Consider the following 26,387-nt stretch of genomic DNA (forward strand, 5'->3'; position numbering starts at 1 on the left):
CAATAGGGCAACGAGTTATTCGTGTCGTCGCATTAGGCTCGGGCCGGTGAGCTACCCGTACCCGCCGCAGTCACCTGCCGAGACGCCGACGTGTTACCGGCATCCCGACCGGCAGACCTTCGTCCGCTGCACGCGCTGCGGCCGCTACATCTGCCCGGAGTGCATGCGGGCGGCGGCCGTCGGCCACCAATGTGTGGAGTGCGTCAACGAGGGCGCCAAATCCGTGCGCGCGCCGCGCACGCAGTTCGGCGGAGTGCAGCGCTCCGGCGCGCCGCTGCTCACGTACGGCCTCATCGCGGTGAACGTCGTGATGTTCGTGCTGCAGATGGCCTCGGGCAACTTGGAGAGAGACTTCGCCCTGCAACCTGCGAGCGTTGCCGCTTACGACCAGTACTACCGCCTGGTGACGTCGATGTTCCTCCACTACGGCGCCATGCACCTGCTGTTCAACATGTGGGCGCTCTATGTCGTCGGACCACCGTTGGAGGCGTGGTTGGGCCGTCTGCGGTTCGGCGCCTTGTATGCGCTGAGCGGTCTTGGTGGCTCGGTGCTGGTCTACCTGCTGTCGCACCCGCTTTCCCAGACCGCGGGCGCGTCTGGCGCGATCTTCGGCCTGTTTGGGGCGATCTTCGTGGTGGCCCGCCGGCTCAACCTCGACGTTCGCATGATCGCAGCCGTGGTGGTGCTCAACCTGGTGTTCACGTTCGCCGGACCGGCGTTGGGAACCGGGGCGATCAGCTGGCAGGGCCATGTCGGCGGCCTGGTCACCGGTGCGTTGATCGCGGCGGCCTACGTATACGCCCCGGCTCAGCGTCGCAACGCCATACAGGCCGGGGTTTCGGTGGCCGTGCTGGTGGTCTTCGCAGCGTTGATCGCCTGGCGCACAAGCGCAGTGTTGTACTTGGTGGGCGTTACCTAGACCGCGGCGCCCGGATTGAGGATGTTGTCGGGATCGAGCGCGCGTTTGATCCGTTGGTTGAGTTCCATCGCGTCCGGGCCGATCTGACCCGCCAGCCACGGCCTCTTCAAGCGACCCACGCCGTGTTCGCCGGTGATCGTGCCGCCCAATCCGACGGCGAGATCCATGATTTCGCCGAACGCGAGCTGGGCGCGGTCGGCCATGTCGGCATCGGCCGGATCGAACACGATCAGCGGGTGGGTGTTGCCGTCGCCGGCATGCGCGATGACCGAGATGAGCAGATCCCGTTGTTCGGCGATCTTGGCCACTCCGCTCACCAGATCGGCCAATGCCGGCAGCGGTACACCGACGTCCTCGAGCAGTAGCGAGCCTTTGGCCTCGACTGCCGGGATGGCGAACCGTCGTGCCGCGACGAACGCTTCACCCTCATCCGGGTCGGATGTGGAAAACACCTCGGTGGCACCGCATTCGGTGAACACCTCGGCCATGAAAGCGGCGTCGTCGGCACCGGCGGCGCCGCGGTCGTCGGATGCGGCGACCATCATCGCGGCCGCGGTGCGGTCCAGCCCCATCCTGAGCTTGTCCTCGACGGCGTTGATCGCCACCGCGTCCATGAACTCCAGCATCGACGGCCGGATCCGGCCGGTGATCTTGACCACCGCACCGGCGGCGGCCTCGACGGAGTCGAACGTGGCCACCACCGTGCACGGCGAATGCTGAGGCGGCAGCAGCCGCAGCGTGACCTCGGTGACGACCCCGAGCGTCCCCTCGCTGCCGACGAACAACTTCGTCAGGCTCAGCCCCGCCACGTCCTTGAGTCGCGGCCCGCCGAGCCGGACAGCGGTGCCGTCGGCCAGCACGACCTGTAGGCCGAGGACGTAGTCGGTGGTGACCCCGTACTTGACGCAACACAGGCCACCCGCGTTGGTGGCGACATTGCCACCGATGCTGCAGATCTCGTACGACGACGGATCGGGCGGGTACCACAGGCCGTGTTCGGCCACGGCTTTCTTGACCTCGGCGTTGAGCAGCCCGGGCTGCACCACGGCGGTGCGCGTGACGGTGTCGACGGTGATGTCGCGCATCTTCTCGGTCGACAGCACGATGCCGCCGTCGAGGGCGGTCGCGCCACCGGACAGGCCGGTACCGGCGCCGCGCGGCACCACCGCGATCTGGTGCTTGCTCGCCCAGCGCAACACCGTCTGCACTTCTTCGGTCCGGCGCGGCCGGACCACCGCCAGGGGGGTGCCTGCGTCCGGGTCGGCGGCCCGGTCCTGCCGGTAGGAGGCGAGGATGTCGGGATCGGTGACGACGACGCCGTCGGGCAGTTGGGCGATCAGACCGGTTAATGCGTCGTTGCTCACCCCTCGATGCTACGAGCGTGAATGAACTGTTCGTTAACGAAGTATGTCTAGTATCTCTGCCCTATGGTCACGATCTCCCGTGCCTTCAGCACACAGGGCGCGGTCACAATCGACGCTGTCGCCGAGGCATTGCAGCCGAAGTACACGCTCAACGCCGAGCCCGCCCGGGCGGTTTCGCGCACGTGGATCGACACGTTCGACTGGCGATTGCACGATGCGGGTATCTCGCTGCGGTTCGTCGATGACCGCCCGCTGACCGCTCAACTACCGGATGGCACGCAACTGCAATGCCCGGTGGCACCGAAGTGGCCCGCGATGGCCGAGAACCTGCCCGCCGGACGGCTGCGTGAGGTGCTGTCGCCGATCATCGAGCCCCGAGCGCTGATACCGGTGGTCGCGGTACAGGGGACCGTGCAGGAGTGCCGCGTGCTCAATTCCGACGAAAAGACGGTCGCACGGCTGCTGATCGAACACAGCGACAACGGCGTGGGGTGGCTTCAGGTCCTGCCGTTACGCGGCTATGACAGCGACGGTGAGCGCATCGCCGCGGGGCTGTCGGCTGTCGACGGTCTCACCCCGGCGCAGTCGACGTCGTACGACGACGCGCTGGCCCACGCCGAGCGCAAACCGCAGAGCCGGGCCGAACAGTTCACGCCGGAAACTCCCGCGGCAGTGGCGGTTGCGGCCGTCCTGCAACGCTTCGCCGAGGCCATCGCCGACAACGTCGACGGCACCATCGCGGCCATCGACATCGAGTTCTTACACGACCTGCGGGTCGCGGTGCGGCGCACGCGGTCGATTCTCAAGCTCGTCGGCGATGTGCTTCCCGACGGATTGGCGGAACGGTTCGGGTCCGAGTTCAAGTGGCTCGGTGACCTCACCACCCCGGTGCGCGATCTCGACGTCTACCTGCACGATTTCGATCGGATGGCGGCCGGCCTCACCTCGGCCGATCCGGCTGATCTCGCGCCGTTCCGAACGTTCTTGCGCAAGCACCGCACGGCCGAGCGCCGAATCCTCGTGCGGGGGCTGCGTTCCCGTCGGTTCGAGCGGCTGATGCAGGACTGGCAAGCCGAGTTGGCCCGGGTGGCCGAGGAAACGGCTTCCGGCCAGACCGTTTCGGACCTGGCACGGGAACGTGTCGGCAAGGTGTTTCACAAAGTCGCCAAGCGCGGCGAGGCCATCACCGCCGAATCGCCGAGCGAGGACGTGCATTCGCTGCGCAAGCGGTGCAAGGAGCTGCGATACCTGCTCGAGGTTTTCCGGCCGCTGCACGCCGAGGAACCGCATCGGCGGCTCGTGAAAGAGCTCAAGGCGCTGCAGGACACGCTCGGGGATTTTCAGGACGGCGAGGTGCAGCGCGAGGCGGTCCGCGAGTTCGCGGCCGCCATGATGGACGAAGGCTCGGCGCCTCCGGCCACCGTACTGGCGATGGGCGAGTTGGCCGCTCAGCTCGATGCGCATCAACTGCGCGCGCGGTCGGCCTTGGTGGGCCGGCTGCAGCCATTCCTGGCAAGAGAGAACAGAGACCGAGTGAAAGCGCTGATCCGCCGGTGAAAATCTACGCGACGTACAACATCAAGGGCGGCGTCGGCAAGACATCGGCTGCGGTGAACCTGGCGCATCTGTCGGGGCGCGAGGGTAACCGCACGCTGCTGTGGGATCTCGATCCGCAGGGTGCGGCGACGTACCTGTTCCGGATCCGGCCGAAGGTCAAGGGCGGCAGCAAGGCGCTGGTGCGGGGGACCAGAAGTCTCGACGAGGCCATCAAGGCAACGGATTTCGATCTGCTCGACCTCGTTCCCGCGGATTTCACGTACCGCAACATGGACGTGCAACTGGACAGCGCCAAGCGGCCGACGCGCCGGATCCGGCAGTTGCTCGCGCCACTCGAAGACGAGTACGACGTCGTGTTCCTCGACTGCCCGCCGAGCATCTCGCTGGTGTCCGAGAACGTCCTTCATGCGGTGGACACGCTGCTCGTCCCGATGATCCCGGCGACGCTCTCGGTGCGTACGTTCGACCAATTGGTGGACTTCGTGGGCGATTTCGACGGCAGGCAGCCGGCAGTCAAGGCGTTCTTCTCGATGGTGGACCGGCGCAAGAAGCTCCACCGCGACGTCGTCGCGCAACTGTCGCAGGAACGCCAGGGGATCTTGAGCACCGACATCCCGGCGCTTTCGGTCATCGAGCAGATGGCCGAAAAACGGGCTCCGGTCACCGCTTTCGCGCCGCAGAGCTCGGCTGCCCAGCAGTACGAAGCGCTCTGGAACGAGATCCGCTAGGTCCGGTCGAGCTGACGCAACGCGGGCAGCCCGACGGCGACCAGGCCGAGCACCAGCATGGGCAGCGACAGCGCGAGGAACGTCGCGTGCAGACCGACCGAGTCGGCGAGCGGGCCCGCCACGATCAGACCGAGCGGGCCCGCGGCGTAGGCCAGTGAGCCCATCACGCCAACCACGCGCCCTCGCAGATGCTGCGGGGCCTTGGTCTGCATCACGTAGTTGTAGATCGGGGCGATCGGTCCGTACACGAAACCGACCACCGCGCAGAGCAACAGGATCAGGGGCAGCGGCGGCAGGAACGCGATGACCGTCATCGCCACGCCCAAGGTCAGCAGCGCCGTCAGCATCGTCGCGCGCCGGCTCATGTACTTGCTCATCACGGCGTAGCCTAGTGCACCCAGCAGGCCGCCGATGCTGAGCGCCATCAGCACCCAGCCCAGTTCCTGCGGCTCATCGCGATCGGTGAAGTACTTCGGGAACAGCACGCTCTCCATGGGCATGTACAGTCCGGTCGCCACCAGATCGACGATCGCCAGCGTGCGCAGCACCGGTGTGCGCCAGACGAATTGCAGGCCTTCGACGATGCCCGACCACACGCCTTCTGGCAGTTCGGTGCGATCGGGCTTACCGGCGCCTTCCAGTCGCAGCACCGAGATCGCCGCGATCGAGAACAGGAACGCGAGCGCGGTCACCCACATGGTGTTGATCCCGCCGACCGTGGCGATCAGCAGGCCACCGATTCCGGGCCCGACGATGTAGGCGAGGTTGAACACCGCCTCGTACACGCTGTTGGCGTGGTCGAGGGTCCAGCCCGCGCGTCCGGCCGCTTCCGGGAGCATGGTCTCGCGCGCTGTCATCCCGGCCGGATCGAAGAACGCGCCGAGCGCGGCCAAGACCGCCAGCACCGCGACGTTGACCGCGTCGACGCCGAACGTCAGGGCCAGCACCGGCACGGCGGCCACCGACAGCGCCGACAACAGATCCGAGATCATCGACACGCGTCGGCGGCCCAGATAGTCGACTGCGGCGCCCGCGATCACGGTCGCGACGAGCAGCGGCAGCGTGCCCGCCATCGCGACGATCGAGGCGTCGAGCGCGGATCCGTTGCGCTGCAACACCAACCACGGAAAGGCGACGATCGAGATACCGTTTCCGGCGCCTGCCATCAACGCGGCGAACAGAATCAGCAGCAGTGGGCCGCGTTTGGTGTTGGTCATGGGGTATCGCGGCCGAATGTAACAGCGCACCTACGCGTCTTGCGACGGATTTTCGGGCAGAGTGGACGGGATGCAGCTGGCTCACCCCCGGACCGGGGACTTGTTCACCTCGCCGGTTCCGCCCGGCAGCGGCTGGCCAGGTGATCCGGCGAGCCCAGCCACACCGCAGGCGAAGACGGCCGCCCAGGTGCGCCGCCTGGCCGCCCGGGCGAACTCGGTCGACGAACTCGATGCCCTGGTCTCGGTGTGCCGGGCCTGCCCGCGGCTGGTCGGCTGGCGCGAGGAGGTCGCGGTGGCCAAGCGCAAGTCCTTCGCCGACCAGCCGTACTGGGGTAGGCCGGCGCCCGGGTTCGGAGCCGAGGCGCCCCGCATCATGATCGTCGGCCTGGCCCCGGCCGCGCACGGTGCCAACCGCACCGGACGCGTCTTCACCGGCGACCGGTCGGGTGACTTCCTGTTCGCCGCGCTGCACCGGGCGGGGCTCGCGAACCAGGCGGTGTGCGTCGACGCCGCCGACGGAATGCAGTTGATCGGCACCCGGATGGCGGCCGCGGTGCGCTGCGCCCCGCCGGCCAATGCGCCCAACCCGGCCGAGCGCACCACGTGCGCGCCGTGGATGGCGGCCGAATGGCGTCTCGTCGGGCCGTCGGTGGCGGTCGTCATCGCGCTCGGAACCTTCGCGTGGCGGGCCGCACTGGACCTGATTGCCGACCGTCCGAAGCCCGCGCCCAAATTCGGTCACGGGGCCACCGCGACGTTGACCACGGCCCATGGCGAGGTCACGCTGCTGGGCTGTTACCACCCCAGCCAGCAGAACACCTTCACCGGCCGGCTCACCGAGGCGATGCTCGACGACATCTTCACCACGGCCAAATCGCTCGGCAGCCTCGGGAACGAACCCGGCGGGCGATGACGTTGACGCTGTCATGCGGCTTTCTGTCCTCGACCTCGTCCCGGTGCGTACCGACCAGACCACCGCCGACGCCCTGACCGCCACGACACACCTCGCGCAGACCGCTGACCGGCTCGGATACACCCGGTACTGGATCGCCGAACACCACAACATGCCCGCGGTCGCGGCCACCAGCCCGCCCGTCGTGATCGCACATCTGGCCGCGCACACCGACCAGCTGCGGCTCGGTTCGGGTGGCGTCATGCTGCCCAATCACGCGCCGCTGGCGGTGGCCGAGCAGTTCGCGCTGCTCGAGGCCGCGCATCCGGGGCGCATCGACCTCGGCATCGGGCGGGCACCGGGGTCGGATCCGGTCACGTCGCTGGCCCTGCGCGGGGCCGCAGGCCGTGACGATCGCGATATCGAGGCGTTTCCGCAGTATCTCGACGATGTGCGCGCGCTCATGAGCGCGCGTGGTGTGCGGGTGCCGCTGCCGCGTGACCTGCTGCGGGAGAACTATGTGCTCAAGGCCACTCCGGTCGCGGTCACCGAACCGCGGCTGTGGCTGCTCGGCTCGTCGATGTACTCCGCTCACCTCGCGGCGGCGAAGGGCCTGCCGTACGTGTTCGCCCACCACTTCTCGGGGCACGGCACGGCCGAGGCGCTGGCCGTGTACCGCGACGAGTTTCAGCCGAGCGACCTGGCGGCCGAGCCCGTCACGTTCCTGACCGTCAACGCGGTCGTGGCCGAAACCAGCGAGGAAGCCAAGGCGCTACTGCTGCCGCAGTTGCAGATGATGGGCCGGCTGCGCACCGGGCAACCGCTCGGCGCGCTCGACCTCGTCGAGGACGCCGAGGCGACCACCATGACGCCGCAGGCGCAGGCCGTCGTGCAGGCAGGCCTGCAACGGGCCGTCGTCGGTTCGCCGACCGAGGCCGCCGATCAGGTGCGGGCCCTGGCCGAGGAATTCGACGTCGACGAGGTCATGGTCAACCCCGTCGCGTCAGCTCGGCGCGGTGCCGACCCGGCCACCGCGACCGCGCGTGACACCACGCTCGAGCTGTTGGCCAAAGAGCTGTTCTAAGGCGTCAGCACCACGATCGGGATCGGCCGCGAGGTCTTCTTCTGATACGCCTCATAGCGGTGGGAGTTGTTCTCGTTGACGATCCTCCACAGCCGCGCGTAATCCGGATCGTCCGGAAGGATCGGCTTCGCGGTGACCTTCAAACGCTTTGTGCCCACATTGATTTCGATATTGGGATTCGCTTTGAGGTTGTGATACCAGCCCGGTGACCGGGGTGCGCCGCCCATCGACGCCACGACGACGTAGTTCTCGCCATCGCGTGCGTAACTCAGCGTGTTGATGCGCGCCTGGCCGGTCTTGGCGCCCGTCGTGTGCAACAGCAGACTCGGCGGCACCCCGGGCATCCGATGCCCGATGCGCCCGCCGGTCTTCTGATAGATCAGATCGTGGATGTGCAATAACCGGAGGCCGACGAACTCGACCTGGGACCGAAGGCTCATGGGCTCAATCCTGCTCGGCGCTGTCGAGTTGTGCCAGCGCCGCCCGCAGCAGGCGCCCGGACTCTTCGCGGTCGGGGTCGCGCCGCAGCACCATGCCCTTCGCGAATGAGAACTTGTCACCAGCGCGCCGCGGCACCACGTGCAGGTGGATGTGGAACACGCTCTGGAACGCGGATTTGCCGTCGTTGATCACGATGTTGTTGCCGTCGGCATGCAGACCCGACGTGCGGGCGGCGCGGGCGATGCGTTGGCCGATCGCGGCCATGTCGGCGACGGTGGCCGCGGGCGTGTCGGTCAGATCGACCGTGTGCTGCTTCGGAATCACCAGGGTGTGGCCACGCGTGAACGGCCTGATGTCGAGGATCCCCAGATAGTCGTCGTCTTCATACACCCGGATCGCCGGAGCCTCACCGGACACGATGGCGCAGAACACACATGACATTCCGTCACGTTAGCCGTTGGCGCCGGCGGTTAAACCGGTGGAGCGGTCGAACCCCGAATGCTCAGTGACACGGGTAGCAGGATGGTCCGGGGCAGGCGCTCGCTGTCGTCCATGCCCGCGAGGAACAACCGGGCACCCTCGCGGCCGATGTCGAATTGCGGAACGGCGACGCTGGTCAGCGGTGGAGCCAACCGGTCCATCATCGGCATGTCGTTGTAACCGGCAACGCTGAGGTCGGCCGGGCAGGACAGGCCGCGTTCGGTCATGGCGTCGTAACAGCCGAGTGCGATCAGATCGGTTGCCGCGACGACGGCGGTGAACGGGATGTTCTCGTCGAGCGCCGACGCGAGCTGGATGGCGCCCTGTTCGGTCGTCCACGATTCGCAGATCCGGATGAGCTTCTGGTCTCGGTCCAGCCCGCGCGATTCGACCGCGGAGCGAAATCCGCGCAATCGCGCCACACCGGTGGAGGTGTCTTGTGGGCCGGCCAGGCAGAGGATGCGCTCATGGCCCAATTCGGCGAGATGGCTTATGACCAAGCCCATTCCGGTTTCGTCGTCGGCCGTCACGGAGTCGAGATCCCGTCCACCCATGCGCCGGTTGATCATCACGATCCGGGTGCCCTGATCGGCGAGCTGCTCGAACGTCGGGTCGTTCAGCCGCGCCGTCGCGACGATGAGGCCGTCGACCTGTCTGGCCAGAAGCGCCGAGATGGCCGCGGCTTCGCGCTGGGGGTCGTAGTCGGTGCTGACGATGAGCGGGCTGAATCCGCGGCTGTCGAGCACTGATTGGATGCCGCGGATCATCGGCGGAAACAGTGGGTTGGTGAGGTCGGGGATGACCACGCCGACGGTGTTCGACGTCGCGGTCCGAAGGCTGCGGGCGATGGGATTGGGGACATAGCCGAGCTCGCGCACGGCCTTGTCGATGCGGCGAAGGGTGTCTGCGCTGACGCGGTCCCTGGTCGCCTCGTTGAGTGCGCGCGACACGGTGCCGGTGTGGACGCCTGCGGCGCGTGCCACGTCCTGCATCGTCACGTTCGGCGTCATCGTCACCTGCCCCTCCTTGGCGTTCGATTGCATAGATCGTGGCATTTCACTGCCCGCGGTTCAAGTATCCACCCCTATTGACGTGCTGTGTGACCCGCCTTACGATCTCTGCAATCGATTGCACAAGGAGGTTGTGAAAGCCATGGAATTCATCACCGCGGGAGCGGACCCGGCCGAAATGCCGTTCATGCCGGCGATCGTCACGAGCGGCGGGCGCCACATCTGGCTGTCGGGCGCCACCGCCTTTCCGCTCGTGCACAAGCACCCGCACGACGAGGACGAGCTGCGCGTGCCCGATGGCATCGCCGATCAGACCCGGGCCTGCCTGAAGAACCTGAAGATCGCGCTGGAGGCCGCCGGTGGCACTGTCACCGACATCGTCGAGGTGACGATCTACAACACCGACATGGACGCGCAGGACGCGGTCAACGAGGCGTACATGGAGTTCTTCGGCGACCACCGGCCGTGCCGGACGCACATCGGCGTCAACCGCCTGGTCGGTTCCCAGTTGAAGATCGAGATCAGCGCACATGCCGTCATCGCCTAGAACCGGAACACGTTGGGCCGTCGCGATGTTCGCGGCGCTGCTGGCCGCCTACACCGTGAACGCCATGGACCGCATGGTTTTCCCGGTCTTGTTGCTCGACGTTCGCGCTGAGTACGGGTTCACCCTGGGCGAGGCAGGTCTGCAGTCCACGCTCTTCGCACTCGGCATGGGGCTCACCGGGATCCCGGCCGGACTGCTCGTCGAGCGGATGCGCCGGAAGGACGTCGTGGTGCTCGGCACGGTGATCTTCTCCGCGGCGACACTACTCACCGTCGTGTCGGTCGGCTTTGCCGACATGTTGGTGTGGCGCGTCCTGTCAGGCGTCGGTGAAGCACTGCAGCTCACGGCGATATTCGCCATCGCGGCAAGCGCATTCACCCGGCACCGGGGTGCTGCCGTCGGCTGCGTCAACATGGCCTTCGCGATGGGCTCGTTGATCGGGCCGACCCTCGGCAGTGCCCTCGTGTCGCACTACGAGACGTGGCGTGCGCCGATGATCGCCTTCGGCCTGATCGGCCTCGCATTGGCAGCCCTGGTGATCGTCGCCGTCCGGCCGTGGTTCAGCGAAGCGGTCACCGCTGTCGGTGCGGCCGCCACCCAGGTCGGCGGTGCGACGCGGCTGCTGAGCCGAAACCCGATGGTGCTCATGGTCATCACGATCCTTTTCGGACTGGCGGACTTCGGATTCATCGGCATGTACGCCAGCTATCTGCGTGACCAGCTCGCCTACACCACCGGTGCGGCTGGGCTGGTCGTCGGATTGTCCGGCCTCGCGGCCTTCGCCTCGATCGTCGGCGGTCACCTGGTCGACCGGATCGATCCCCGCTTGGCGATCGGCGGCGCGCAGACGCTCGTCGCCATCTGCGCCGTCGCTCTGTTCGTAGGGCCGGATCAGCTGTGGTGGCATGCCGTCTGGGCATTCTTGTTCGGTCTGTTCGCCAGTGCGGGCAGCTATGTCATCCTCGCCGGCTGCCTGGTGAAGTCGGTGGATGTACGGCACGCCAGCCGGGCGGCCGGGCTCTTCGTGTCGGCCGTCTACGTACCGGCAGGCCTCGCGGGTTACGTGTTCAGCGTGCTGGTCGAGGTCACCGGCTGGCAGGGTGCCGGCCTCATCCAGCTCGCCGCGCTGTCGCTGATCGGCGCGGCGCTCGCCTTCCTGCTGCGGCCGAAAGAATTCAGCCGCCCAGCCGATTCCGCATTCGTCCACCAACCACAGGAAGCCACGACATGACCATTCCCACCGCCCCGACCAGTCACCCCGTACAGATCCCCGTGGCTGGGCAGCCCACGTCGTTGCCGGTGCGTCGGATCTACTGCGTGGGACGCAATTACGTCGACCACATCAGGGAGATGAAAGAAGGGGACGAACGGGACGCACCGTTCTTCTTCCAGAAACCGACCGACGCCGTCGTCGGCGACGGCACGGCGGTGAGCTACCCGTCCGCCACGAGTGACTTTCAATACGAAGGTGAGCTCGTGATCGTGATCGGCGAAGGCGGACAGGACATTCCAGTGGAGGCGGCAGTCGACCACATCTTCGGGTTCGCGGTCGGCATCGATCTCACCCGCCGCGACCTGCAACGCGAGCTGGCCCGTGCCGGGCGGCCGTGGGAGGCCGGGAAATCGTTCGATCAGTCCGCGCCGGTGGGGACCGTGACCAGGCTGGCCGACCTGTCGGCCCCGCTGGTGACCGACGGCGAACTGTCGCTCTGGGTCAACGACGAGCTGCGCCAGCACTGCCGGTTCGCCCAAATGATCTGGAAGGTACCGGAAATCGTGTCGAACCTGTCCGCTCAGTACCGGCTGGAATTCGGCGATCTGATCTACACCGGAACCCCGGCCGGCGTCGGCCCGCTGGTACCCGGGGACCGCGTGCGGGCTGCGATCACCGGCCTGCATGACCTGACCATCACGATTGTCTGAGGAGTACACCATGTTGCCCAACGAACGAATCGACTACAGCGCCATCACCGACCGGCCACGCCTTCAACTGCCCGGCGGAGCCCGGCTCGCCGTGTGGATCATCGTCAACGTCGAGGAATGGTCGCCGCTCGAACCGATGCCCCGCACGGTTCTGACCCCCCCGGCCGGGGGCACGCCGACGCCCGACGTGCCCAACTGGGCGTGGCACGAATACGGCAACCGCGTGGGCTTCTGGCGGCTGCTGCAGGCGATCGACGCGCACGAGGTCCCCGCGGCCCTGGCGATCAACGGCAGCGCGATCGCGAGTTATCCCGAGATCACACAGGTCGCGATCGCACGCAAGTGGGAGCCGATCGGCCACGGCTACACACAGAAGAACATGCAGAAGGTGACCGACGAGCGCGTCGACATCCAGCTCACGACACAGGCCATCGAACGTGCGTGGGGCCGCCCGCCGCGCGGTTGGCTGGGGCCCGGTCTCACCGAAACGTGGGAAACACCAGAGCTTCTCGTCGACGCCGGCTATAGCTATGTGTGCGATTGGGTGCTCGACGACCAGCCGGTGGAGCTACGTACCGAGCGCGGTCCGCTCGTCAACATTCCCTACACGCAGGAGTGCAACGACGTCGCGATGATGCTCATCCAGCATCATCCCGCACAGGAGTACTACCAACGGGCCATCGATCAATTCGATCAGCTCTACGCCGACAGCGCCGACTCGGCGCGGGTGATGGCGTTGGTGGTGCACCCGTACATCATGGGAGTCCCGCACCGCGCCAAGTACTTCGCCGACGCACTCGCGTACATGCGCCGCCGTGACGACGTTGTGTTCTGGACCGGCGAGCAGATCCTCGACTGGCACCTCGAGAGCCGCAGACCCGTCTCACATGCAGGCAGCTGACCTTGTGGTGGTGGCCGCTGCGGTGGTGGCCGGTGCCGTCAACGCGGCGGCCGGGTCAGGCTCGCTCGTCACTTTTCCCGCACTGGTGGCGGCCGGGCTGCCACCCGTCGGCGCGAACATGCTCAACACCGTCGGTCTCGCACCCGGGATGATGCTCGCCGCGTGGACTGACCGCCGCGTGCTTCGCGACATCGCCGGCCTGGTGTGGCTACTGCCGATCGGTGTCCTCGGGGCGGTGTGCGGTGCGGGCTTGCTGCGGGTCGCCCCGCCGGACCTGTTCCACGCCGCCGTGCCGTACCTCATCGGTGGCGCCGCGTTTCTGGTGGCCGCCCAACCCGTGCTGGTGAAACGGCTGCGCCGCACCGGAAATGGCGGGTGGCTTTATCCGTGCGTGTTCGCGGTGAGCGTGTACGGCGGCTTTTTCAGTGCGGCACAAGGCATTCTGCTGCTGGCAGTGGTGGGCCTGTGCCTCGACACCTCCGTGCCCGAGCAGAACGCGATCAAGAACGTGATGCAGGGTCTCGTCAGCCTGGTGGCGGGCATCTTCTTCCTGGTGACGTCGGCAATCGACTGGAAGACCGCGCTGATCCTCGCCGCCGGCTCCGCCGCCGGTACTCCGCTCGGCATCCGGCTGGTGCGCCACATCTCGCCGAACGTCTTCCGCATCGGCGTGGCGGCATTCGGCGCGACGGCGGCCGTCGTGTTCTTGTTCAGGGGCTAAGCGTTCGAGGACGCCCATTCGGCCACGCGGCGTTCCCGCTCCTCGGCTGACAGATCTTCGACGCGGGTCATCACGGTCCAGCGCTGGCCGAACGGGTCGAGGATCGATGCGAAGCGGTCACCGGTGACAAAGGTCTGGGCCGGCTCACGGATCGTCGCACCCGCCTGTTCGGCCCGCGTGACGACGTCATCGACGTCCGGGCAGTACAGGCCGATCGAGTGTGTCGCGGCGGCACCCGGGGTGGGTGCGGCGATCTGGAATGCCTCCTGGGGGTCGCCGAGCTGCAGGCGGCCCGCGCCGAAGTCCAGTTCGGCGTGCGCGACCGTGCCGTCGGGACCGTCCATCCGTTCGACGACCTTCGCGCCGAACACCCGCTCGTAGAACTCGATGGCCGCGGCGGCCCCGTCGACGCAGATGAATGGGGTCAGGCTCGTGTAGCCCTCCGGAATCGGTTTAACGCTCATGTGGCCAGTTTCGTAGCCTTGATCTCGTGGCCGCTTGGAAAAACGCGCCAGTGCGCGGCGTGGTGGGCCGCGCGGGCAGCACGTCGGCGTTCGACCTGCACCGCTGGTTGCCGTCGGAGGACAGTGCCCGGTTCGTCGAGCATTTCTGGTCGGTCAGTTGGGACCGCCGCGAGGACGGTCCGTTCGACAGCAGCGTCATCACCTTCCCTTCGGTACATCTCACCCGCGAGTGGGGTGATGACGACGCGCGCCACGGCCATCCACTGCCGAACACGCTTGTGCACGGCGTGGTGCCACGGGTATTCCGGACCACCATCAGTCAACGCGGCACCGTCGTGGGCGCCCGGTTTCTGCCGGGCGGTTATACGGCCCGGTTCGGGAGGGACGCCGGTGCCATCACTGGACTCGTCGTGCCCGTCGACGACGAGTTGTTCGGGGCGCCAATTCCTCTAGGAGAGGACGTGACCACGGTCGGAGCGCGACTCGACGCCGCGATCGCGGCCTACTCCGGCCCGACGGATGAGGTCTTTGATCGGCTGACCCCGTTGATCGAGCGCATGCGCGACGACGGCACCCTGCATCGCGTCGAGCAGGTCATGGACCATTCGCCGTGGAGCGTCCGTACCACGCAGCGCGTGTTCTGCCGTTACGTCGGCGTGCCGGTTAAGTGGGTGTTGTGCCGATACCGGTTGCAGCAGGCGGCGTTGGAGATCGAAAGCAACTCCGATGTCGACTTCGCCGACCTGGCGGTGCGTCTGGGCTGGTATGACCAGGCGCATTTCATCAACGACTTCCGGTCCATGTTGGGCTGGACGCCGGGAGAGTACGCCACCAGGCACGGGCCTGACTGAACAGTTCGTCATGGGCCTGACCGCGCGCGGATGGCCGCCACGATGTCGTCGGCTGCCGGGTCGGCGCCCAGGGCTGGTACTCGCGGCTCTGCACCTGCGCCCCACGTCGGAACCACCAGCCCGTCGCAGATCGGGCATCCGCGCTTGACGCGGTCGCGATGGCGGCGCGTCGCCACAGCTGACCTCGACATCGAACGACCATGCACGAGCCTTGACGGCCACGTCCGTCCACGCCTCCCGAGTGATCTGGATAGGGTTTACTCTGTCGAGGATCACGGTGTGCCCGGCATGCAACAAGGATCCCTCCAGAGGCCGAATCACCGCCTGGACTGCGGAATCCCGGTTACGGCAGGGACGCCCGGCCCGGTGAAGACCAGAAGCAGGAATGCGAAGCAGTACAGCACGGCGCTCTCACCCCCGTTGACGCTAGGCCAGAAGCCATCTGGAAAATGCACCCAGAAGTAGGCGACGGCCATGATGCCGGACGCGATGAAGGCCGCCACCCGGGTACCCAAGCCGAGCGTGACCAGGCTACCGAGCACGACTTCGAGCACGCCGGCCCACCACATCGGCCAGGCGCCCAGCGCCGCGGCAGTGCCATCGGGCCAGCCAAACAGCTTCATCGTCCCGTGCATCCCGAACGACAGCCCGATGACGATGCGAAAGACACCGATGCCGACCTGCGACTGTGAACGCAGGCGCTGCTCGATCTGCGGGACGGACAATGCGGGCATAAGGCACACCTTTCCGGGCGCTGTCGTTGAACTGCTCGTCGTGCTCCATCATCGGGAGCAACGATGACCGGATCACGCTTTCCATAGCGATTACACAACTTCGCTCATGTGCCGAATCTGTGAAATTGTTATGTGTTCGGTTCCCGACCTGCCTGTGGACGTTCAGACTGGTCGCGTGACCGCGTTGTTGGAAGGGACCGCAGTGCCTGTTGAGGATGGCGGTTCTGCACGCCGCAGGGCGATTGTGGGACAGCTGCCGAAGATGACGAGACCAGACGGGACGCCCATCCGGGTCTTGCTGGTCGATGACGAACGGGCCCTGACCGGTTTGGTCAGCCGGGCGCTGCACTACGAGGGCTGGCAGATCGAGACGGCGCACGACGCGCGTGACGCTCTGGCGAAGTACCAGGAGCACGCCCCCGACGTCATCGTGCTCGACATCATGATGCCAGGAGCGGACGGCTTCAGCGTGCTCGACCAGATCCGCGCTCCGGCCGAATCATGCCGCTACACACCGGTGTTGTTCTTGACGGCACGGGATTCCGTCGCCGACCGGGTCGCCGGGCTCACCGCGGGCGGTGATGACTACCTGACCAAGCCGTTCAGCCTCGAGGAGTTGGTCGCCCGGTTACGGGGTCTGCTCCGCCGGATCGCGTATACGACGCCGGAGGCCGACGAAATCTTGTTTGTCGGCGACCTCGAGCTGCGGGCCGCGAGCCGTGAGGTTCTGCGCGACGGCACGCCGCTGTCGTTGACCTCGACCGAATTCGACCTGCTGCGCTACATGATGCGCAACCCGTACCGAGCGCTCAGCCGCGAGGAATTGCTGCAGCGCGTGTGGGGATTTGATGTCGCGGCCCGCTCCAGCGTAGTTGAACTGTACGTTTCGTATCTGCGCAAGAAGATCGACGCGGGCCGCGCTCCGATGATCCAGACGGTGCGCGGCGCCGGGTACCTGATTCGGCCGGCGCAGTGAACCGCGTGCTGCGCCGGTGGCGCACCTGGACCCTACGCAGGCAACTCGTCGTCGCTGTCACAACTATGGTGCTCTCGGTCGTCGCCGTCGTCGGGGTGCTGTCGACGACCACGCTCTGCAAGACGGTCGACGGCATGGTGGACAGTCAACTCGACGCCGCCGCAGATGGTTTCGGCGCGTCGGTGGTCAAGTTCCGGTCCAATCCGACTCCGTCGGGGTCACTGCCCGCACCAGGGACCATGAAGCCGCTCACCCAGCTGGTGGGCCAGGCCCCGGGCAACATTGTCGCGTTGATCCGCGACGGCGTGGTGGTGGATTCCGCGCTCTTCGGCGATGGCGAGGCGCAACGCGCACCAGGCTCGGCGACCGACGTCATCGGTGACCGGGCCTGGAACGGTGGCGGCCCCACCACCGTCCACCTGCCCGGGCTCGGCAACTACCGGATGGATGCCCGTGCCGGCGACGCCGGCGAACTACTGGTCACCGGAGTGTCGAACCGCGCCGCCGAACGCGCCATCACCCAGCAGAACATCATCGTCTACACGCTCACCGCGCTGACGCTTCTGATCACAGGACTCGGTACCTTCGTGATCGTCCGGCATGCGCTGCGCCCGCTGGGACGCGTCACCGCGACAGCGGCCGAGGTCGTGAAGCTGCCGTTGGACCGCGACAACTACGCCATCACCGTGCGTGTCCCCGCGGAAGCAGCCGACCCGGGCACCGAAGTCGGGCTGCTCGGGCATACGCTCAATACTCTGCTGGCCCACGTCGGCGGAGCCCTGGCCGAGGTCGCAGCCTCGGACCGGCGGATGCGGCGGTTCATCACCGACGCCAGTCACGAGTTGCGTACGCCGTTGGCCGCTGTTCTCGGCCACGCGGAGCTGACGCGCCAGGACAGCGCAACGCTTCCCGAGACCACCGAGTACGCACTGGCCCGCATCGAGTCCGAATCCAAGCGGATGAACGCACTGGTGTCCGATTTGCTGCTACTTGCGCGCCTCGACGAAGGCCACGACATCGACGACACCTTGGTGGATGTGGCCGATATCGTGCGCGACGCGGTCAACGATGCCGCCGTCATCGCGCCGTCACACCGTTGGCAGAGCCAGATTCCCGACGGGCCACTGTGGTGCCGTGGCGACCAAGCCCAATTGCATCAGACCCTCGCAAACCTGTTGTCCAACGCCCGCACCCACACCCCGCCGGGTACCGCCGTCGTGGTCGGAGCGCGCGCGGTCTCCGACGACAACGGATCGCGTCGCGTGGAGCTCACCGTCACCGATGACGGCCCCGGAATCGCGGGTGACCTGGTACCTCACTTGTTCGAGCGGTTCGTGCGGGCCGACACATCGCGCTCCCGCCAGGCCGGCAGCACCGGTCTCGGCCTGGCCATCGTCGCCTCCATCGTCGAGGCTCACCATGGCACCGTAACCGCCGAATCTTGGCCCGGTGTTACTACATTCCGCATCCAGCTGCCGGAGGCGACCGGACCGCAGGCGGCCGACACCCGCGACGTAGCACGACCGCTCGCGGCCGTCTAGGAGTCTGCTGGATTAGAGGGTTGTGGGGCGGGGTCTGAAGCACTGAGGTCGGATCTGGAGGTCGACACGGTCGAGATCACTCCGCCGGTATTGAGCGTGGCTTCTGGCCTCAGAGCGTGGCAAGGCTCGGCTTATGGTCAGGCGATGAACCCGGCGGTGCCGGTGTCGCGGAGTCCCACGGCGAGCAGGCAACGCAAGTTGAGGGCGGCGCTGCGATGGTGTAGTCAGTGGTCGTTGCGGCGGACGCCGCGGTAACGGACTGTGTGGTTGCCTCGGGTCAGCCAGGCGATGGTGCGTTCCACCATCATCGGTATCAGTATCGGCGGTATTCGTTGCGCCAGGCGGGTTTTCGCTATCTCTTGCGGGCGGCGCGTTGGAGTGCTTCGTGGGGTTCGATCTTGAGGGGTTCTACCGTCCATGCTAGCGGTGCACTGCGCGCGCAGCGGGCTGCCGCGACACGCAGTCCCGAAGATGACGTTTCCACGTTCGCTGATGGTGCGCGTGACGCCTGTGGGGCCGCTGACGCAACGGTCGCGGTGATCGACCGGCGAAGTCGTCGATGGTGAACCCGCCGGGCACCGGCGGGGAGGAAGGGGCGCGGATTTGACCCGATCGCGATGACCGCGATGACTTGAGGTGGGCAACTCAGCAGACTCCCCGCGGAGGTTCTCGGCCGCCTACCCGACCCAAATTTGTGAAGTTTCTATCGAATATATGCATTCCCTATCGGTGAATACCCAACGGGCGCAACTGATCTTAGCGTTAAGAGGGTAATCGTCAACACGCCCGCCCACTTCGCGGGCATCTTTCAGGGAGTAGCCGTCATGAAGTATCACATCGCACTCGGTGTCGCCGTCGCAGCAGCTCTCACCGTGGGAACGGCGACGGCCAATGCCGCCCCCACTGGTCCGTCCTCGGTGGACCGGACCGTCAACGATCTCAAGGCTCAGGGTTACAACGTCATCGTCAACCGGGTGGGCGGTGCGCAAAGCGAAGACTGCGCGGTGCAACGGGTGCGGGCCGGACAGCGGCACGAGACGCGTGACTCGCGCGGAGGGGGTTCGATCAACACCACGGTGATATCGGAGACCGTCTACGTCGATGTGGCGTGCTGAACCGATCGGCGTCCTGATGTCACACTGGCAGCATGGGAATCTTGGGAAGCTCTGACGCCGATTTGCAGCGACGCATCGAGGATTTGGAGCGTCGGGTCGCAGCGTTGGAGCGCGCCGCGTCCGCGTCGGGTCATCCGGTTACGCCGACGCCGGTCGGCAGTCCCGGTGAGATTGTGGCCAGTGCGATTGTCCGCCAGTTGGCACTGCAGGGCAATAAGATCGCCGCGATCAAGCTGCTGCGTGACGAGACCGGGTTAGGCCTCAAGGAAGCGAAGGACGTCGTCGACGGCCTCGCCTAAAGACTGAGCGCGGCGTGCCAGGCGGCCAGCTTGTCCGCATACCGCATGGTCTGAGCTGGGCTTGTCGACGGAACCCGCACTGTCGGCATCGGCGGCTCGGCCACCAGGCGACGAAAGTTCGCCTCGGCGGCGGCGCCGTTGAACAGCAGACGGGCGATCCCGTCGTGCGCCGCGAAGAACGCGTCAAAGTCATTGGGCGCCATGCTGTCCCGCTCGACCGCCGAGTCCAGACTGCCGACCCGCCGGCAGGATCGCAGGACATCCCAGACGGCGACGCCGTGGTCCTGCAACGCCGCAACCCGTTCGAGATATGGGGCCTGGTGATCGAATCCGAGGATCTCGGCGGTGATCCGCCAGAACGCGTTGCGCGGGTTGCCGTAGTACTGCTGACTGGCCAGCGACATCGCACTCGGCATGTTGCCGAGGATCAGCACGCGCGATCGCGCGTCGGCAATGGGCGCCAGCCCGTACAGAGTCTCAGCCACCGGACTTCAGCAGTTCGGATACAGTGACGAATCGGTAACCGTCGGAGCGTAATTCGTCAACGATGCGGGGAATCGCGGCTCGCGAGGCTTCGCGGCTGTCGTACATGACGTGCAGCAGGATGATCGACCCGGGCCGAACCTCGTCGAGTGTCTCCGCCACGATCGCATCCGCGTCAGCGCCGGTTGCCGAATCGGGTTCGACGTCCCACGTCACCGAAATGCGATTGCGCTCGGACAGGTAATGCGGTAGCGCCCAGAGCTTTTTGCCATACGGCGGGCGGAATGTGATCGGGCCTTGGTAGCCGGTGGCCCGGATCGCGGCATCGGTGCGTTCGACTTCGTCTGCCACGGTGTCCGGTGACATCAACACCATGCGCCAGTGCGAATAGCTGTGATTGCCGATCTCGTGGCCGGCGGCAGCGATGGCTTTGCCCTGCGCGGGTGCTGCTTCCAATTCACGGCCGGTGAGATAGAACGTCGCAGGTACATGGGCGTCGGCAAGGATCTTCAACACCTCGGCTGTCAGATCTGTTGGGCCGTCATCAAGCGTCAGCGCCACCACCTTGTCCGTCGTCTCGACTCGGTCCACCAGTCGGCCGGCCAATTGGAACGTCCGCGCATTCGAAACCCAATACCCGCCCGCCGCCGCCGCGATGATCACGACCAGAACCGCGGACACACCCCACAACCAACGTCGCACCTTGTCTGTATACCCGGGCGCGCGTTTGTCACGTTGGAGTGGCGGTGGGCTGTGATTGCCACGCTGGTGTGACAGTGGGCGGTGTGGCGGGGGTTTGGCTGTGGGTGTGGTGCGCGCTTGTCACGTTGGAGTGGCGGTGGGCTGTGATTGCCACGCTGGCGTGACAACGCGCGCCCGACACTCAGCGGCCAAACACACTCGGCAACCAACCACACCCACCACACACACGCGGGCGCCCCGAACGGAGTGGGGGTGTCACGTCCGGGGCGCCATGTCGTGTGGTCGTCAGCTCAGGTGATGGACCTCCTGCAGGCCGTACACCGGCGTCGCGAGCCCTTCATGGCGGGCCTTTAGCTGCAACGCCAAATACAGTGAATAGTGGCGTGATTGGTGGAGGTTGCCGCCGTGGAACCACAGGTTTTCCTGTTGGGTCGGCTTCCACATGTTGCGTTGTTCGCCTTCCCAGGGGCCGGGATCCTTGGTGGTCCCGGAGCCGAGCCCCCAGACCTTGCCGACCTTATCGGCCACGTCTTGACCGATAAGGTCGGCGGCCCAGCCGTTCATCGAGCCGAACCCCGTCGCGTAGACGACGACGTCGGCAGGCAGTTCGGTGCCGTCGGCGAGGATCACCGAGTTCTCGGTGAGCCGGTCCACCTGCCCGTGCGCCAGTTTGATGCTGCCGTCGGCGATCAGGTCCGAGGCGCCGACGTCGATGTAGTAGCCCGAGCCGCGGCGCAGGTATTTCATGAACAGCCCGGAGTCGTCGTCACCGAAATCGAGATCGAAGCCGGCGGCTTCCAAGCGTGCGTAGAAGTCCTTGTCACGCTGGCGAATTGCATCGTAGATCGGCCGTTGGAAGTCGGCCATGATGCGGTAGGGCAGTGACGCGAACGTGAGATCGGCCTTCTCGGTGGTCATCCCGGCAGCCACTGCGCGCTCCGAGTACAGATCGCCGAGGCCGATTTCCATCAGCGAGTCCGACTTGACGATGTGTGTCGAGGACCGCTGCACCATCGTGACGTCGACGTCGTTCTCGTAGAGCGCCTTGCAGATGTCGTGTGCGGAGTTGTTGGAGCCGATCACGACGGCGCGCTTGCCCACGTACCGATCGGGACCCGGGTGGTGGCTCGAATGGTGCTGATCGCCGCGGAACAGCTCTTGCCCCGGCAGCACCGGGATGTTCGGCTTGCCCGACATGCCGGTCGCGAGCACAAGGTGGACGGGCCGCAGCGTGACGCGTTCGCCCTTGCGGTCGACCTCGACCGTCCAGCGCTGCTCTTTCTCGTCGTAGGACGCGGACAGGCACGTCGTGGAGTTCCAGTACGGCACCTCCATGACGCGCGTGTAGAACTCCAGCCAGTCGCCGATCTTGTCTTTCGGCGCGAACACCGGCCAGTTGGCCGGGAACGGCAGATACGGGAGGTGGTCGTACCAGACCGGGTCGTGCAGGCACAGCGACTTGTAGCGCTTGCGCCACTGGTCGCCGGGCCGTTCGTGCTTGTCGACGACGATCGCAGGCACGCCGAGCTGGCGAAGCCGAGCGCCGAGCGCGATACCGCCCTGGCCGCCGCCGATCACCACGATGTAGGGCTGCTCGGTGTAGCCGAGGGTCAGCTCCTCATCGAGCCGCTTCTCGGCCCACGACCGGGTGTCGGGGTCGGAGCCGTGCACGGCGCCCAGCGGGCGGGTGGCGCCCTTGCGCTCCTCGTGACCCTTGAGTTCCTGCAGCGTCGTCAGCAGGGTCCAGGCCTTGTCGTCGCGGAGCCGCAGGTGCCCGTTGCCACGGCCGGTCGCCGTCTCGAACTCGATGAACGCCGACGTGATGACGGCGTCGCCGTCGAAATCCTCGGTCGGGGTCTCCCTGGTGCGAAAGCCCGACGGGTCGGTGTCGTGCAGGCGTGCCGTCAGCATGTCGCCGATGCCCTCGTGTCCCTCGACCGTCTTGATGTTCCAGGTGAACGCGACGAGGTCCCGCCAGAAGCTGTCGGTGGCGAACTTGTCGAGGACACGGTCGATGTCCCGCGCGGCGAGCGCGGCCTCGAATTCGGCCAGCCAGGCGTCGACCCGCTCTTGCGGTGACAGTGTGGCCAGCGGTGCAACGGTGGTCTGAGTCATGTGGCCTAGCGCACACTGCGCGGCAAGGTTGCGACAAGGGTTGCACGGGGTTGCAGGGAGGCGTCTGTTTGCTTGCGGAAACAAGGCGCAACGGGTTGCAACTCTTACGCCATGTGTTGCCGGTCACCTAGAACAGCCACATGAAAGCAGCCGTGTACTACGGACCGAACAAGGTCGAGGTCGCCGACGTTCCCGAGCCGCAACCGAGGCCGGGCACCGTCAAACTCAAGGTCGGATTCAACGGGATTTGCGGCACTGACCTGCATGAATACTATGCGGGCCCGATCTTTGTGCCGACGGAGCCGCATCCACTGACCGGCCAGCAGTTGCCGCTGACCATGGGTCACGAGTTCTCGGGCACCGTCACTGACGTCGGCCCGGGCGTCACCGACTTCGCGCCGGGCGACCGGGTCGCCGTCGAACCGATCTACCGGTGCGGAAAGTGTGCTCCCTGCCGGGCCGGCACATACAACATCTGCCAGCAGATCGGCTTTCACGGGCTCATGTCCGACGGCGGCATGGCCGAATACACCGTCGTGCCCACCAACATGCTGCACCGGTTGCCGGACAACGTGTCGTTGGAGCTCGGTGCGCTCGTGGAACCGATGTCGGTGGCCTATCACGCGGCCACCCTCGGCGAGGTGGGTCCGCTGCACACCGCGGTCATCTTCGGTGCGGGCCCGATCGGCATCGGTCTGTGGTTCGCACTGCGCGGCAAAGGTCTCGACTCGGTGTTCGTGTCCGAGCCGTCGCCCACCCGGCGTGCGGCGATCGAGGCGCTGGGCGCCAAGACCCTCGATCCCACCCAGATCGACGTCCCCGCCTTCATCGCCGACCACACCGAGGGCCGCGGGGCCGACGCCGCGTTCGACGCCGCCGGGGTCGCGCCGGCCATCGAGGCGGCGACGGCCAGTGTGGGTGCCCGCAAGCCCACGATCAGCGTGGCGATCTACGAGAAGCCGCTCACGACGCCGCTGCTGAACCTGGTGATGAACGAGTCCCGGATCCAGGGCTCGCTGTGTTACACATCCGCCGACTTCGAAGCCGTCATCGAGCTGATGTCGCAAGGCGTGTACGACACCACGGGCTGGGTGACGCCGATCGGCATCGACGATGTCATCGACGAAGGGTTCGAGGCCCTGCATGCGGGAACCAAGATGAAGGTTCTCGTCGATCCCGCCAACTGATCCAGAAACCAAGTAGGAGAACACATGTCACTTGAAGGCAAGGTCGCGCTGGTCACCGGCGCGGGCCGGGGTATCGGACGCGGGATCGCGCTGCGGCTGGCTCGGGACGGCGCCGACGTCGCGCTGGTCGACGTGGCGAGCGACGGCATCGATGCGGTGGCCGACGAGGTATCTGCGATCGGTTCCAAGGCGACGACGTTCGTCGCCGACGTCAGCGACCGCGACGCCGTGTATGCCGCGGTCGAGCACGCCGCGAACGCACTCGGCGGGTTCGACGTGATGGTGAACAACGCCGGCATCGCCCTGGTCGGGCCGATCGCCGATGTCACGCCCGCCGAGGTCGCGCGCGTGTGGTCGATCAACGTCGACGGCGTGCTGTGGGGCATCCAGGCGGCCGCGGCGAAGTTCATCGAGCTCGGCCGACCCGGCCGCATCATCAACGCGTCATCGATCGCCGGTCACGACGGTTTCGGGATGCTCGGCGTGTACAGCGCGAGCAAGTTCGCGGTGCGCGGGCTGACCCAGGCCGCGGCCAAGGAGTACGCGTCGGCGGGTATCACTGTGAACGCGTACTGCCCGGGCATCGTCGGCACCGACATGTGGGTGGAGATCGACAAGAGGTTCGCCGAACTGACCGGAGCCGAGGTCGGCGAGACGTTCAAGCAGTACGTCGGCGGCATCGCGCTCGGCCGGCCGGAAACCCCCGATGACGTCGCCGGATTCGTCTCCTACCTGGCCGGGCCCGATGCGGCGTACATGACCGGGCAGGCCGGGTTGATCGACGGCGGCCTGGTGTATCGGTAGGGCGAGTCGGCATTAACTTGTGACGTGGAGCACAATCGTGGGTGATGGCCGGTTCGTCAGTACCTGAGCCCGCGGTCGCGCCCGGCGACGACCCGCGGCGCTACGCCATGCTGCTGTCGGAGGTCTACGACGCCACCATGTCGGGCGCCCGGGCACCGGCGCGGCCGCGCGCGTTGATCGCCGACTCGTGGAATCGGCTGCTGGGCAAGGGTATTCATCCCGAGCATCATTTTCCGCCGGATATCGACACGAGCGGGCTGGACATGCTGCGGCAGTCCTCGGGGTTGCTGACGGTCCTCGACGACGTTTCGCGCGGGCTGGAGTCTGTGATCGAGGAGGGTGACAACATCCTGGTCATGGCGGATGCCAGGGGCCGGGTGCTGTGGCGTTCCGGCTCGCCGCGCGTGCTCAATTTCGCCGACCGGCTCGGCTTCATCGAGGGCGCGTCGTGGAGTGAGAGCTCGGTCGGTACCAATGGCATCGGAACGGCGCTGGCCTCCCACCGCGCGGTGCAGATCTTTTCCGCCGAGCATTTCCTGCGCAGCCACCACCCCTGGACGTGCGCGGGTGCGCCGATCCGCGATCCGCGCACCGGTCATGTGATCGGGATCGTCGACGTGTCCGGCCCCGCCGCGACAGTGCACCCGACGACGGTCGCACTCGTCGATCTGGTGGCCCGGCTCGCCGAGTCGAAACTGCGTGAAGCACACGACCGCACCCTCAACCGGTTGCGTACGGTGTCGGCGCCAATCCTCGCCCGGATGGGCAGTCCCGCGCTCGCGGTCGATCCGCACGGGTGGGTCGCGGCGGTGGACTCACTACCGCTGCACAACCGAATCCTCTTGCCGGAGAACGGAATGCCGGGACGGGTGTGGATCCCGCCGCTGGGCATGTGTGACGTGGAGTCGCTGCCGGACGGCTGGCTGGTGCGGGTCACCAGTGACGCCGAATCCAGCCCCATGGTGTCGCGGGTGACCCTCGATCTACGGGACGGGAACGAACCGTCGCTGGAGATGGTGGGCCAGTTCGGCAGCTGGCGGCGGGGCATCTCCACGCGACACGCCGAGATCCTGCTGGTGCTGGCCACCTGTCCGCAAGGGCGGTCGGCGCCCGAACTCGCCGAAGACCTCTACGGTGACCGGTCGCGGGTGGTGACGGTCCGCGCCGAGATGTCGCGCCTGCGTAAGCAGTTCGTCGGTCTGGTGGCAGGCAAGCCGTACCGCTTCGGGGATTCGGTGGCCGTCGACGTGCGGTATCCCCAAGACTTGTCAACGCTTCTCACCTCTTCGACGGCGCCGGCCGTGCGGGCGGCCCGCGGGATACCGTGACGGG

Annotated in this window: 29 protein-coding genes and 1 pseudogene; 18 read left to right on the forward strand and 12 right to left on the reverse strand. The window is 66.6% G+C overall.

Annotated elements, in window-relative coordinates:
- The first annotated feature begins 46 nt into the window (after window positions 1-46).
- The gene (locus AWC31_RS20545) at window positions 47-919 is read left to right on the forward strand and encodes a rhomboid family intramembrane serine protease (protein WP_234816930.1); all 873 of its coding nucleotides are present in this window, start codon (window positions 47-49) and stop codon (window positions 917-919) included.
- Here AWC31_RS20545 and AWC31_RS20550 read toward each other — a convergent pair.
- The gene (locus AWC31_RS20550; RefSeq protein WP_085145863.1) at window positions 916-2,283 is read right to left on the reverse strand and encodes an FAD-binding oxidoreductase; all 1,368 of its coding nucleotides are present in this window, start codon (window positions 2,281-2,283) and stop codon (window positions 916-918) included. The genes AWC31_RS20545 and AWC31_RS20550 overlap by 4 nt on opposite strands.
- Before the next feature lie 63 nt (window positions 2,284-2,346).
- Between AWC31_RS20550 and AWC31_RS20555 the strand changes: the two genes are divergently transcribed.
- The gene (locus AWC31_RS20555; protein WP_085145864.1) at window positions 2,347-3,840 is read left to right on the forward strand and encodes a CHAD domain-containing protein; all 1,494 of its coding nucleotides are present in this window, start codon (window positions 2,347-2,349) and stop codon (window positions 3,838-3,840) included.
- Window positions 3,837-4,568, forward strand: coding sequence for a ParA family protein (locus AWC31_RS20560; RefSeq protein ID WP_085145865.1), 732 nt, complete (start codon window positions 3,837-3,839; stop codon window positions 4,566-4,568). Before AWC31_RS20555 ends, AWC31_RS20560 begins: the two co-directional genes overlap by 4 nt.
- Here the strand turns inward: AWC31_RS20560 and tap are convergent.
- Entirely contained in the window at window positions 4,565-5,785 is a 1,221-nt protein-coding gene (gene tap / locus AWC31_RS20565) for a multidrug efflux MFS transporter Tap (RefSeq protein ID WP_067850913.1), read from the reverse strand. The genes AWC31_RS20560 and tap overlap by 4 nt on opposite strands.
- A gap of 70 nt (window positions 5,786-5,855) precedes the next feature.
- Between tap and AWC31_RS20570 the strand changes: the two genes are divergently transcribed.
- Window positions 5,856-6,698, forward strand: a complete 843-nt coding sequence (locus AWC31_RS20570; protein ID WP_085145866.1) for a uracil-DNA glycosylase — start codon at window positions 5,856-5,858, stop codon at window positions 6,696-6,698.
- A gap of 13 nt (window positions 6,699-6,711) precedes the next feature.
- On the forward strand, window positions 6,712-7,761 hold the full coding sequence (locus AWC31_RS20575; RefSeq protein WP_067850917.1) for an LLM class flavin-dependent oxidoreductase: 1,050 nt from the start codon (window positions 6,712-6,714) through the stop codon (window positions 7,759-7,761).
- Here the strand turns inward: AWC31_RS20575 and AWC31_RS20580 are convergent.
- From AWC31_RS20580 to AWC31_RS20590, 3 genes are read right to left on the reverse strand one after another with little or no spacing between them, the layout of a single operon-like run.
- The gene (locus AWC31_RS20580; RefSeq protein WP_067850919.1) at window positions 7,758-8,201 is read right to left on the reverse strand and encodes a nitroreductase family deazaflavin-dependent oxidoreductase; all 444 of its coding nucleotides are present in this window, start codon (window positions 8,199-8,201) and stop codon (window positions 7,758-7,760) included. The genes AWC31_RS20575 and AWC31_RS20580 overlap by 4 nt on opposite strands.
- 4 nt (window positions 8,202-8,205) lie before the next feature.
- Window positions 8,206-8,643 (reverse strand): HIT family protein, encoded by a 438-nt coding sequence (locus AWC31_RS20585; RefSeq protein WP_067850921.1) that lies wholly within the window; start codon window positions 8,641-8,643, stop codon window positions 8,206-8,208.
- 29 nt (window positions 8,644-8,672) lie between these two features.
- The gene (locus tag AWC31_RS20590; RefSeq protein WP_085145962.1) at window positions 8,673-9,692 is read right to left on the reverse strand and encodes a LacI family DNA-binding transcriptional regulator; all 1,020 of its coding nucleotides are present in this window, start codon (window positions 9,690-9,692) and stop codon (window positions 8,673-8,675) included.
- 142 nt (window positions 9,693-9,834) lie between these two features.
- On the opposite strand from AWC31_RS20590, the gene AWC31_RS20595 reads away from it, so the two are divergent.
- Genes AWC31_RS20595 through AWC31_RS20615 form a run of 5 tightly spaced genes read left to right on the forward strand, consistent with a single transcriptional unit; the run spans window position 9,835 to window position 13,784 of the window.
- Window positions 9,835-10,239: a RidA family protein gene (locus AWC31_RS20595; RefSeq protein WP_067850924.1), complete on the forward strand. Its 405-nt coding sequence runs from the start codon at window positions 9,835-9,837 to the stop codon at window positions 10,237-10,239.
- The gene (locus tag AWC31_RS20600; protein ID WP_085145867.1) at window positions 10,223-11,470 is read left to right on the forward strand and encodes an MFS transporter; all 1,248 of its coding nucleotides are present in this window, start codon (window positions 10,223-10,225) and stop codon (window positions 11,468-11,470) included. Before AWC31_RS20595 ends, AWC31_RS20600 begins: the two co-directional genes overlap by 17 nt.
- Window positions 11,467-12,162 carry a fumarylacetoacetate hydrolase family protein gene (locus AWC31_RS20605; protein ID WP_085145868.1) on the forward strand — a complete coding sequence of 232 codons (696 nt, stop codon included), beginning with the start codon at window positions 11,467-11,469 and terminating at the stop codon, window positions 12,160-12,162. Before AWC31_RS20600 ends, AWC31_RS20605 begins: the two co-directional genes overlap by 4 nt.
- A gap of 10 nt (window positions 12,163-12,172) precedes the next feature.
- On the forward strand, window positions 12,173-13,063 hold the full coding sequence (locus AWC31_RS20610; RefSeq protein WP_085145869.1) for a polysaccharide deacetylase family protein: 891 nt from the start codon (window positions 12,173-12,175) through the stop codon (window positions 13,061-13,063).
- On the forward strand, window positions 13,050-13,784 hold the full coding sequence (locus tag AWC31_RS20615; protein WP_085145870.1) for a sulfite exporter TauE/SafE family protein: 735 nt from the start codon (window positions 13,050-13,052) through the stop codon (window positions 13,782-13,784). Before AWC31_RS20610 ends, AWC31_RS20615 begins: the two co-directional genes overlap by 14 nt.
- Here AWC31_RS20615 and AWC31_RS20620 read toward each other — a convergent pair.
- Entirely contained in the window at window positions 13,781-14,248 is a 468-nt protein-coding gene (locus AWC31_RS20620; RefSeq protein ID WP_085145871.1) for a VOC family protein, read from the reverse strand. The genes AWC31_RS20615 and AWC31_RS20620 overlap by 4 nt on opposite strands.
- Before the next feature lie 26 nt (window positions 14,249-14,274).
- Here AWC31_RS20620 and AWC31_RS20625 point away from each other — a divergent pair, with 26 nt between their 5' ends.
- On the forward strand, window positions 14,275-15,099 hold the full coding sequence (locus AWC31_RS20625) for a helix-turn-helix domain-containing protein (RefSeq protein WP_085145872.1): 825 nt from the start codon (window positions 14,275-14,277) through the stop codon (window positions 15,097-15,099).
- Window positions 15,100-15,107: 8 nt separating this feature from the next.
- On the opposite strand, the gene AWC31_RS37195 is transcribed toward AWC31_RS20625, so the two are convergent.
- The gene (locus AWC31_RS37195) at window positions 15,108-15,290 is read right to left on the reverse strand and encodes a hypothetical protein (RefSeq protein WP_133060195.1); all 183 of its coding nucleotides are present in this window, start codon (window positions 15,288-15,290) and stop codon (window positions 15,108-15,110) included.
- Between the two features lie 126 nt (window positions 15,291-15,416).
- Window positions 15,417-15,833 carry a DoxX family protein gene (locus AWC31_RS20630; RefSeq protein ID WP_085145873.1) on the reverse strand — a complete coding sequence of 139 codons (417 nt, stop codon included), beginning with the start codon at window positions 15,831-15,833 and terminating at the stop codon, window positions 15,417-15,419.
- A gap of 262 nt (window positions 15,834-16,095) precedes the next feature.
- On the opposite strand from AWC31_RS20630, the gene AWC31_RS20635 reads away from it, so the two are divergent.
- Window positions 16,096-16,809 carry a response regulator transcription factor gene (locus AWC31_RS20635; RefSeq protein WP_165766008.1) on the forward strand — a complete coding sequence of 238 codons (714 nt, stop codon included), beginning with the start codon at window positions 16,096-16,098 and terminating at the stop codon, window positions 16,807-16,809.
- A 65-nt stretch (window positions 16,810-16,874) separates the two neighbouring features.
- A complete protein-coding gene (locus AWC31_RS20640; RefSeq protein ID WP_165766009.1) occupies window positions 16,875-18,350 on the forward strand; it encodes a sensor histidine kinase in 1,476 nt (491 codons plus the stop codon).
- Window positions 18,351-18,487: 137 nt separating this feature from the next.
- Here the strand turns inward: AWC31_RS20640 and AWC31_RS37905 are convergent.
- A pseudogene (locus tag AWC31_RS37905) lies at window positions 18,488-18,970 on the reverse strand (transposase); the annotation flags it as partial.
- Window positions 18,971-19,174: 204 nt separating this feature from the next.
- Here AWC31_RS37905 and AWC31_RS20645 point away from each other — a divergent pair.
- Together AWC31_RS20645 and AWC31_RS20650 are read left to right on the forward strand one after the other, a co-directional pair.
- Entirely contained in the window at window positions 19,175-19,465 is a 291-nt protein-coding gene (locus tag AWC31_RS20645) for a hypothetical protein (protein WP_085145875.1), read from the forward strand.
- A 32-nt stretch (window positions 19,466-19,497) separates the two neighbouring features.
- Complete coding sequence (locus AWC31_RS20650; RefSeq protein ID WP_085145876.1) at window positions 19,498-19,764, forward strand: ribosomal protein L7/L12; 267 nt, start codon at window positions 19,498-19,500, stop codon at window positions 19,762-19,764.
- On the opposite strand, the gene AWC31_RS20655 is transcribed toward AWC31_RS20650, so the two are convergent.
- The 3 genes from AWC31_RS20655 to AWC31_RS20665 form a co-directional block, all read right to left on the reverse strand.
- Window positions 19,761-20,249, reverse strand: a complete 489-nt coding sequence (locus AWC31_RS20655; RefSeq protein WP_085145877.1) for a DNA-deoxyinosine glycosylase — start codon at window positions 20,247-20,249, stop codon at window positions 19,761-19,763. The two genes, AWC31_RS20650 and AWC31_RS20655, sit on opposite strands and share 4 nt — an antisense overlap.
- Window positions 20,242-20,949, reverse strand: a complete 708-nt coding sequence (locus tag AWC31_RS20660) for a polysaccharide deacetylase family protein (protein ID WP_085145878.1) — start codon at window positions 20,947-20,949, stop codon at window positions 20,242-20,244. Before AWC31_RS20660 ends, AWC31_RS20655 begins: the two co-directional genes overlap by 8 nt.
- A gap of 285 nt (window positions 20,950-21,234) precedes the next feature.
- Window positions 21,235-23,064 (reverse strand): flavin-containing monooxygenase, encoded by a 1,830-nt coding sequence (locus AWC31_RS20665; RefSeq protein WP_085145879.1) that lies wholly within the window; start codon window positions 23,062-23,064, stop codon window positions 21,235-21,237.
- Window positions 23,065-23,204: 140 nt separating this feature from the next.
- On the opposite strand from AWC31_RS20665, the gene AWC31_RS20670 reads away from it, so the two are divergent.
- The 3 genes from AWC31_RS20670 to AWC31_RS20680 are packed head-to-tail and all read left to right on the forward strand — an operon-like array spanning window position 23,205 to window position 26,383.
- Entirely contained in the window at window positions 23,205-24,251 is a 1,047-nt protein-coding gene (locus AWC31_RS20670; protein WP_085145880.1) for a 2,3-butanediol dehydrogenase, read from the forward strand.
- 24 nt (window positions 24,252-24,275) lie between these two features.
- On the forward strand, window positions 24,276-25,055 hold the full coding sequence (locus tag AWC31_RS20675; RefSeq protein WP_067850951.1) for an acetoin reductase: 780 nt from the start codon (window positions 24,276-24,278) through the stop codon (window positions 25,053-25,055).
- Window positions 25,056-25,099: 44 nt separating this feature from the next.
- Complete coding sequence (locus AWC31_RS20680; RefSeq protein WP_165766010.1) at window positions 25,100-26,383, forward strand: GAF domain-containing protein; 1,284 nt, start codon at window positions 25,100-25,102, stop codon at window positions 26,381-26,383.
- The last annotated feature ends 4 nt before the right edge of the window (window positions 26,384-26,387 follow it).

Source organism: Mycolicibacterium wolinskyi (genome assembly GCF_002101965.1).
Classification (GTDB): domain Bacteria; phylum Actinomycetota; class Actinomycetes; order Mycobacteriales; family Mycobacteriaceae; genus Mycobacterium; species Mycobacterium wolinskyi.

What these genes read in the sequence shown, in the direction of transcription:
- AWC31_RS20555 (WP_085145864.1), top strand. Translation starts at nt 2,347, where the DNA reads ATGGTCACGATCTCCCGTGCCTTCAGCACACAGGGCGCGGTCACAATC.
- tap (WP_067850913.1), bottom strand. Translation starts at nt 5,785, where the DNA reads ATGACCAACACCAAACGCGGCCCACTGCTGCTGATTCTGTTCGCCGCG.
- AWC31_RS20570 (WP_085145866.1), top strand. Translation starts at nt 5,856, where the DNA reads ATGCAGCTGGCTCACCCCCGGACCGGGGACTTGTTCACCTCGCCGGTT.
- AWC31_RS20575 (WP_067850917.1), top strand. Translation starts at nt 6,712, where the DNA reads ATGCGGCTTTCTGTCCTCGACCTCGTCCCGGTGCGTACCGACCAGACC.
- AWC31_RS20580 (WP_067850919.1), bottom strand. Translation starts at nt 8,201, where the DNA reads ATGAGCCTTCGGTCCCAGGTCGAGTTCGTCGGCCTCCGGTTATTGCAC.
- AWC31_RS20585 (WP_067850921.1), bottom strand. Translation starts at nt 8,643, where the DNA reads ATGTCATGTGTGTTCTGCGCCATCGTGTCCGGTGAGGCTCCGGCGATC.
- AWC31_RS20590 (WP_085145962.1), bottom strand. Translation starts at nt 9,692, where the DNA reads ATGACGCCGAACGTGACGATGCAGGACGTGGCACGCGCCGCAGGCGTC.
- AWC31_RS20595 (WP_067850924.1), top strand. Translation starts at nt 9,835, where the DNA reads ATGGAATTCATCACCGCGGGAGCGGACCCGGCCGAAATGCCGTTCATG.
- AWC31_RS20600 (WP_085145867.1), top strand. Translation starts at nt 10,223, where the DNA reads ATGCCGTCATCGCCTAGAACCGGAACACGTTGGGCCGTCGCGATGTTC.
- AWC31_RS20605 (WP_085145868.1), top strand. Translation starts at nt 11,467, where the DNA reads ATGACCATTCCCACCGCCCCGACCAGTCACCCCGTACAGATCCCCGTG.
- AWC31_RS20610 (WP_085145869.1), top strand. Translation starts at nt 12,173, where the DNA reads ATGTTGCCCAACGAACGAATCGACTACAGCGCCATCACCGACCGGCCA.
- AWC31_RS20615 (WP_085145870.1), top strand. Translation starts at nt 13,050, where the DNA reads ATGCAGGCAGCTGACCTTGTGGTGGTGGCCGCTGCGGTGGTGGCCGGT.
- AWC31_RS20620 (WP_085145871.1), bottom strand. Translation starts at nt 14,248, where the DNA reads ATGAGCGTTAAACCGATTCCGGAGGGCTACACGAGCCTGACCCCATTC.
- AWC31_RS37195 (WP_133060195.1), bottom strand. Translation starts at nt 15,290, where the DNA reads ATGTCGAGGTCAGCTGTGGCGACGCGCCGCCATCGCGACCGCGTCAAG.
- AWC31_RS20630 (WP_085145873.1), bottom strand. Translation starts at nt 15,833, where the DNA reads ATGCCCGCATTGTCCGTCCCGCAGATCGAGCAGCGCCTGCGTTCACAG.
- AWC31_RS20635 (WP_165766008.1), top strand. Translation starts at nt 16,096, where the DNA reads ATGACGAGACCAGACGGGACGCCCATCCGGGTCTTGCTGGTCGATGAC.
- AWC31_RS20640 (WP_165766009.1), top strand. Translation starts at nt 16,875, where the DNA reads ATGGTGCTCTCGGTCGTCGCCGTCGTCGGGGTGCTGTCGACGACCACG.
- AWC31_RS20645 (WP_085145875.1), top strand. Translation starts at nt 19,175, where the DNA reads ATGAAGTATCACATCGCACTCGGTGTCGCCGTCGCAGCAGCTCTCACC.
- AWC31_RS20650 (WP_085145876.1), top strand. Translation starts at nt 19,498, where the DNA reads ATGGGAATCTTGGGAAGCTCTGACGCCGATTTGCAGCGACGCATCGAG.
- AWC31_RS20665 (WP_085145879.1), bottom strand. Translation starts at nt 23,064, where the DNA reads ATGACTCAGACCACCGTTGCACCGCTGGCCACACTGTCACCGCAAGAG.
- AWC31_RS20670 (WP_085145880.1), top strand. Translation starts at nt 23,205, where the DNA reads ATGAAAGCAGCCGTGTACTACGGACCGAACAAGGTCGAGGTCGCCGAC.
- AWC31_RS20675 (WP_067850951.1), top strand. Translation starts at nt 24,276, where the DNA reads ATGTCACTTGAAGGCAAGGTCGCGCTGGTCACCGGCGCGGGCCGGGGT.
- AWC31_RS20680 (WP_165766010.1), top strand. Translation starts at nt 25,100, where the DNA reads ATGGCCGGTTCGTCAGTACCTGAGCCCGCGGTCGCGCCCGGCGACGAC.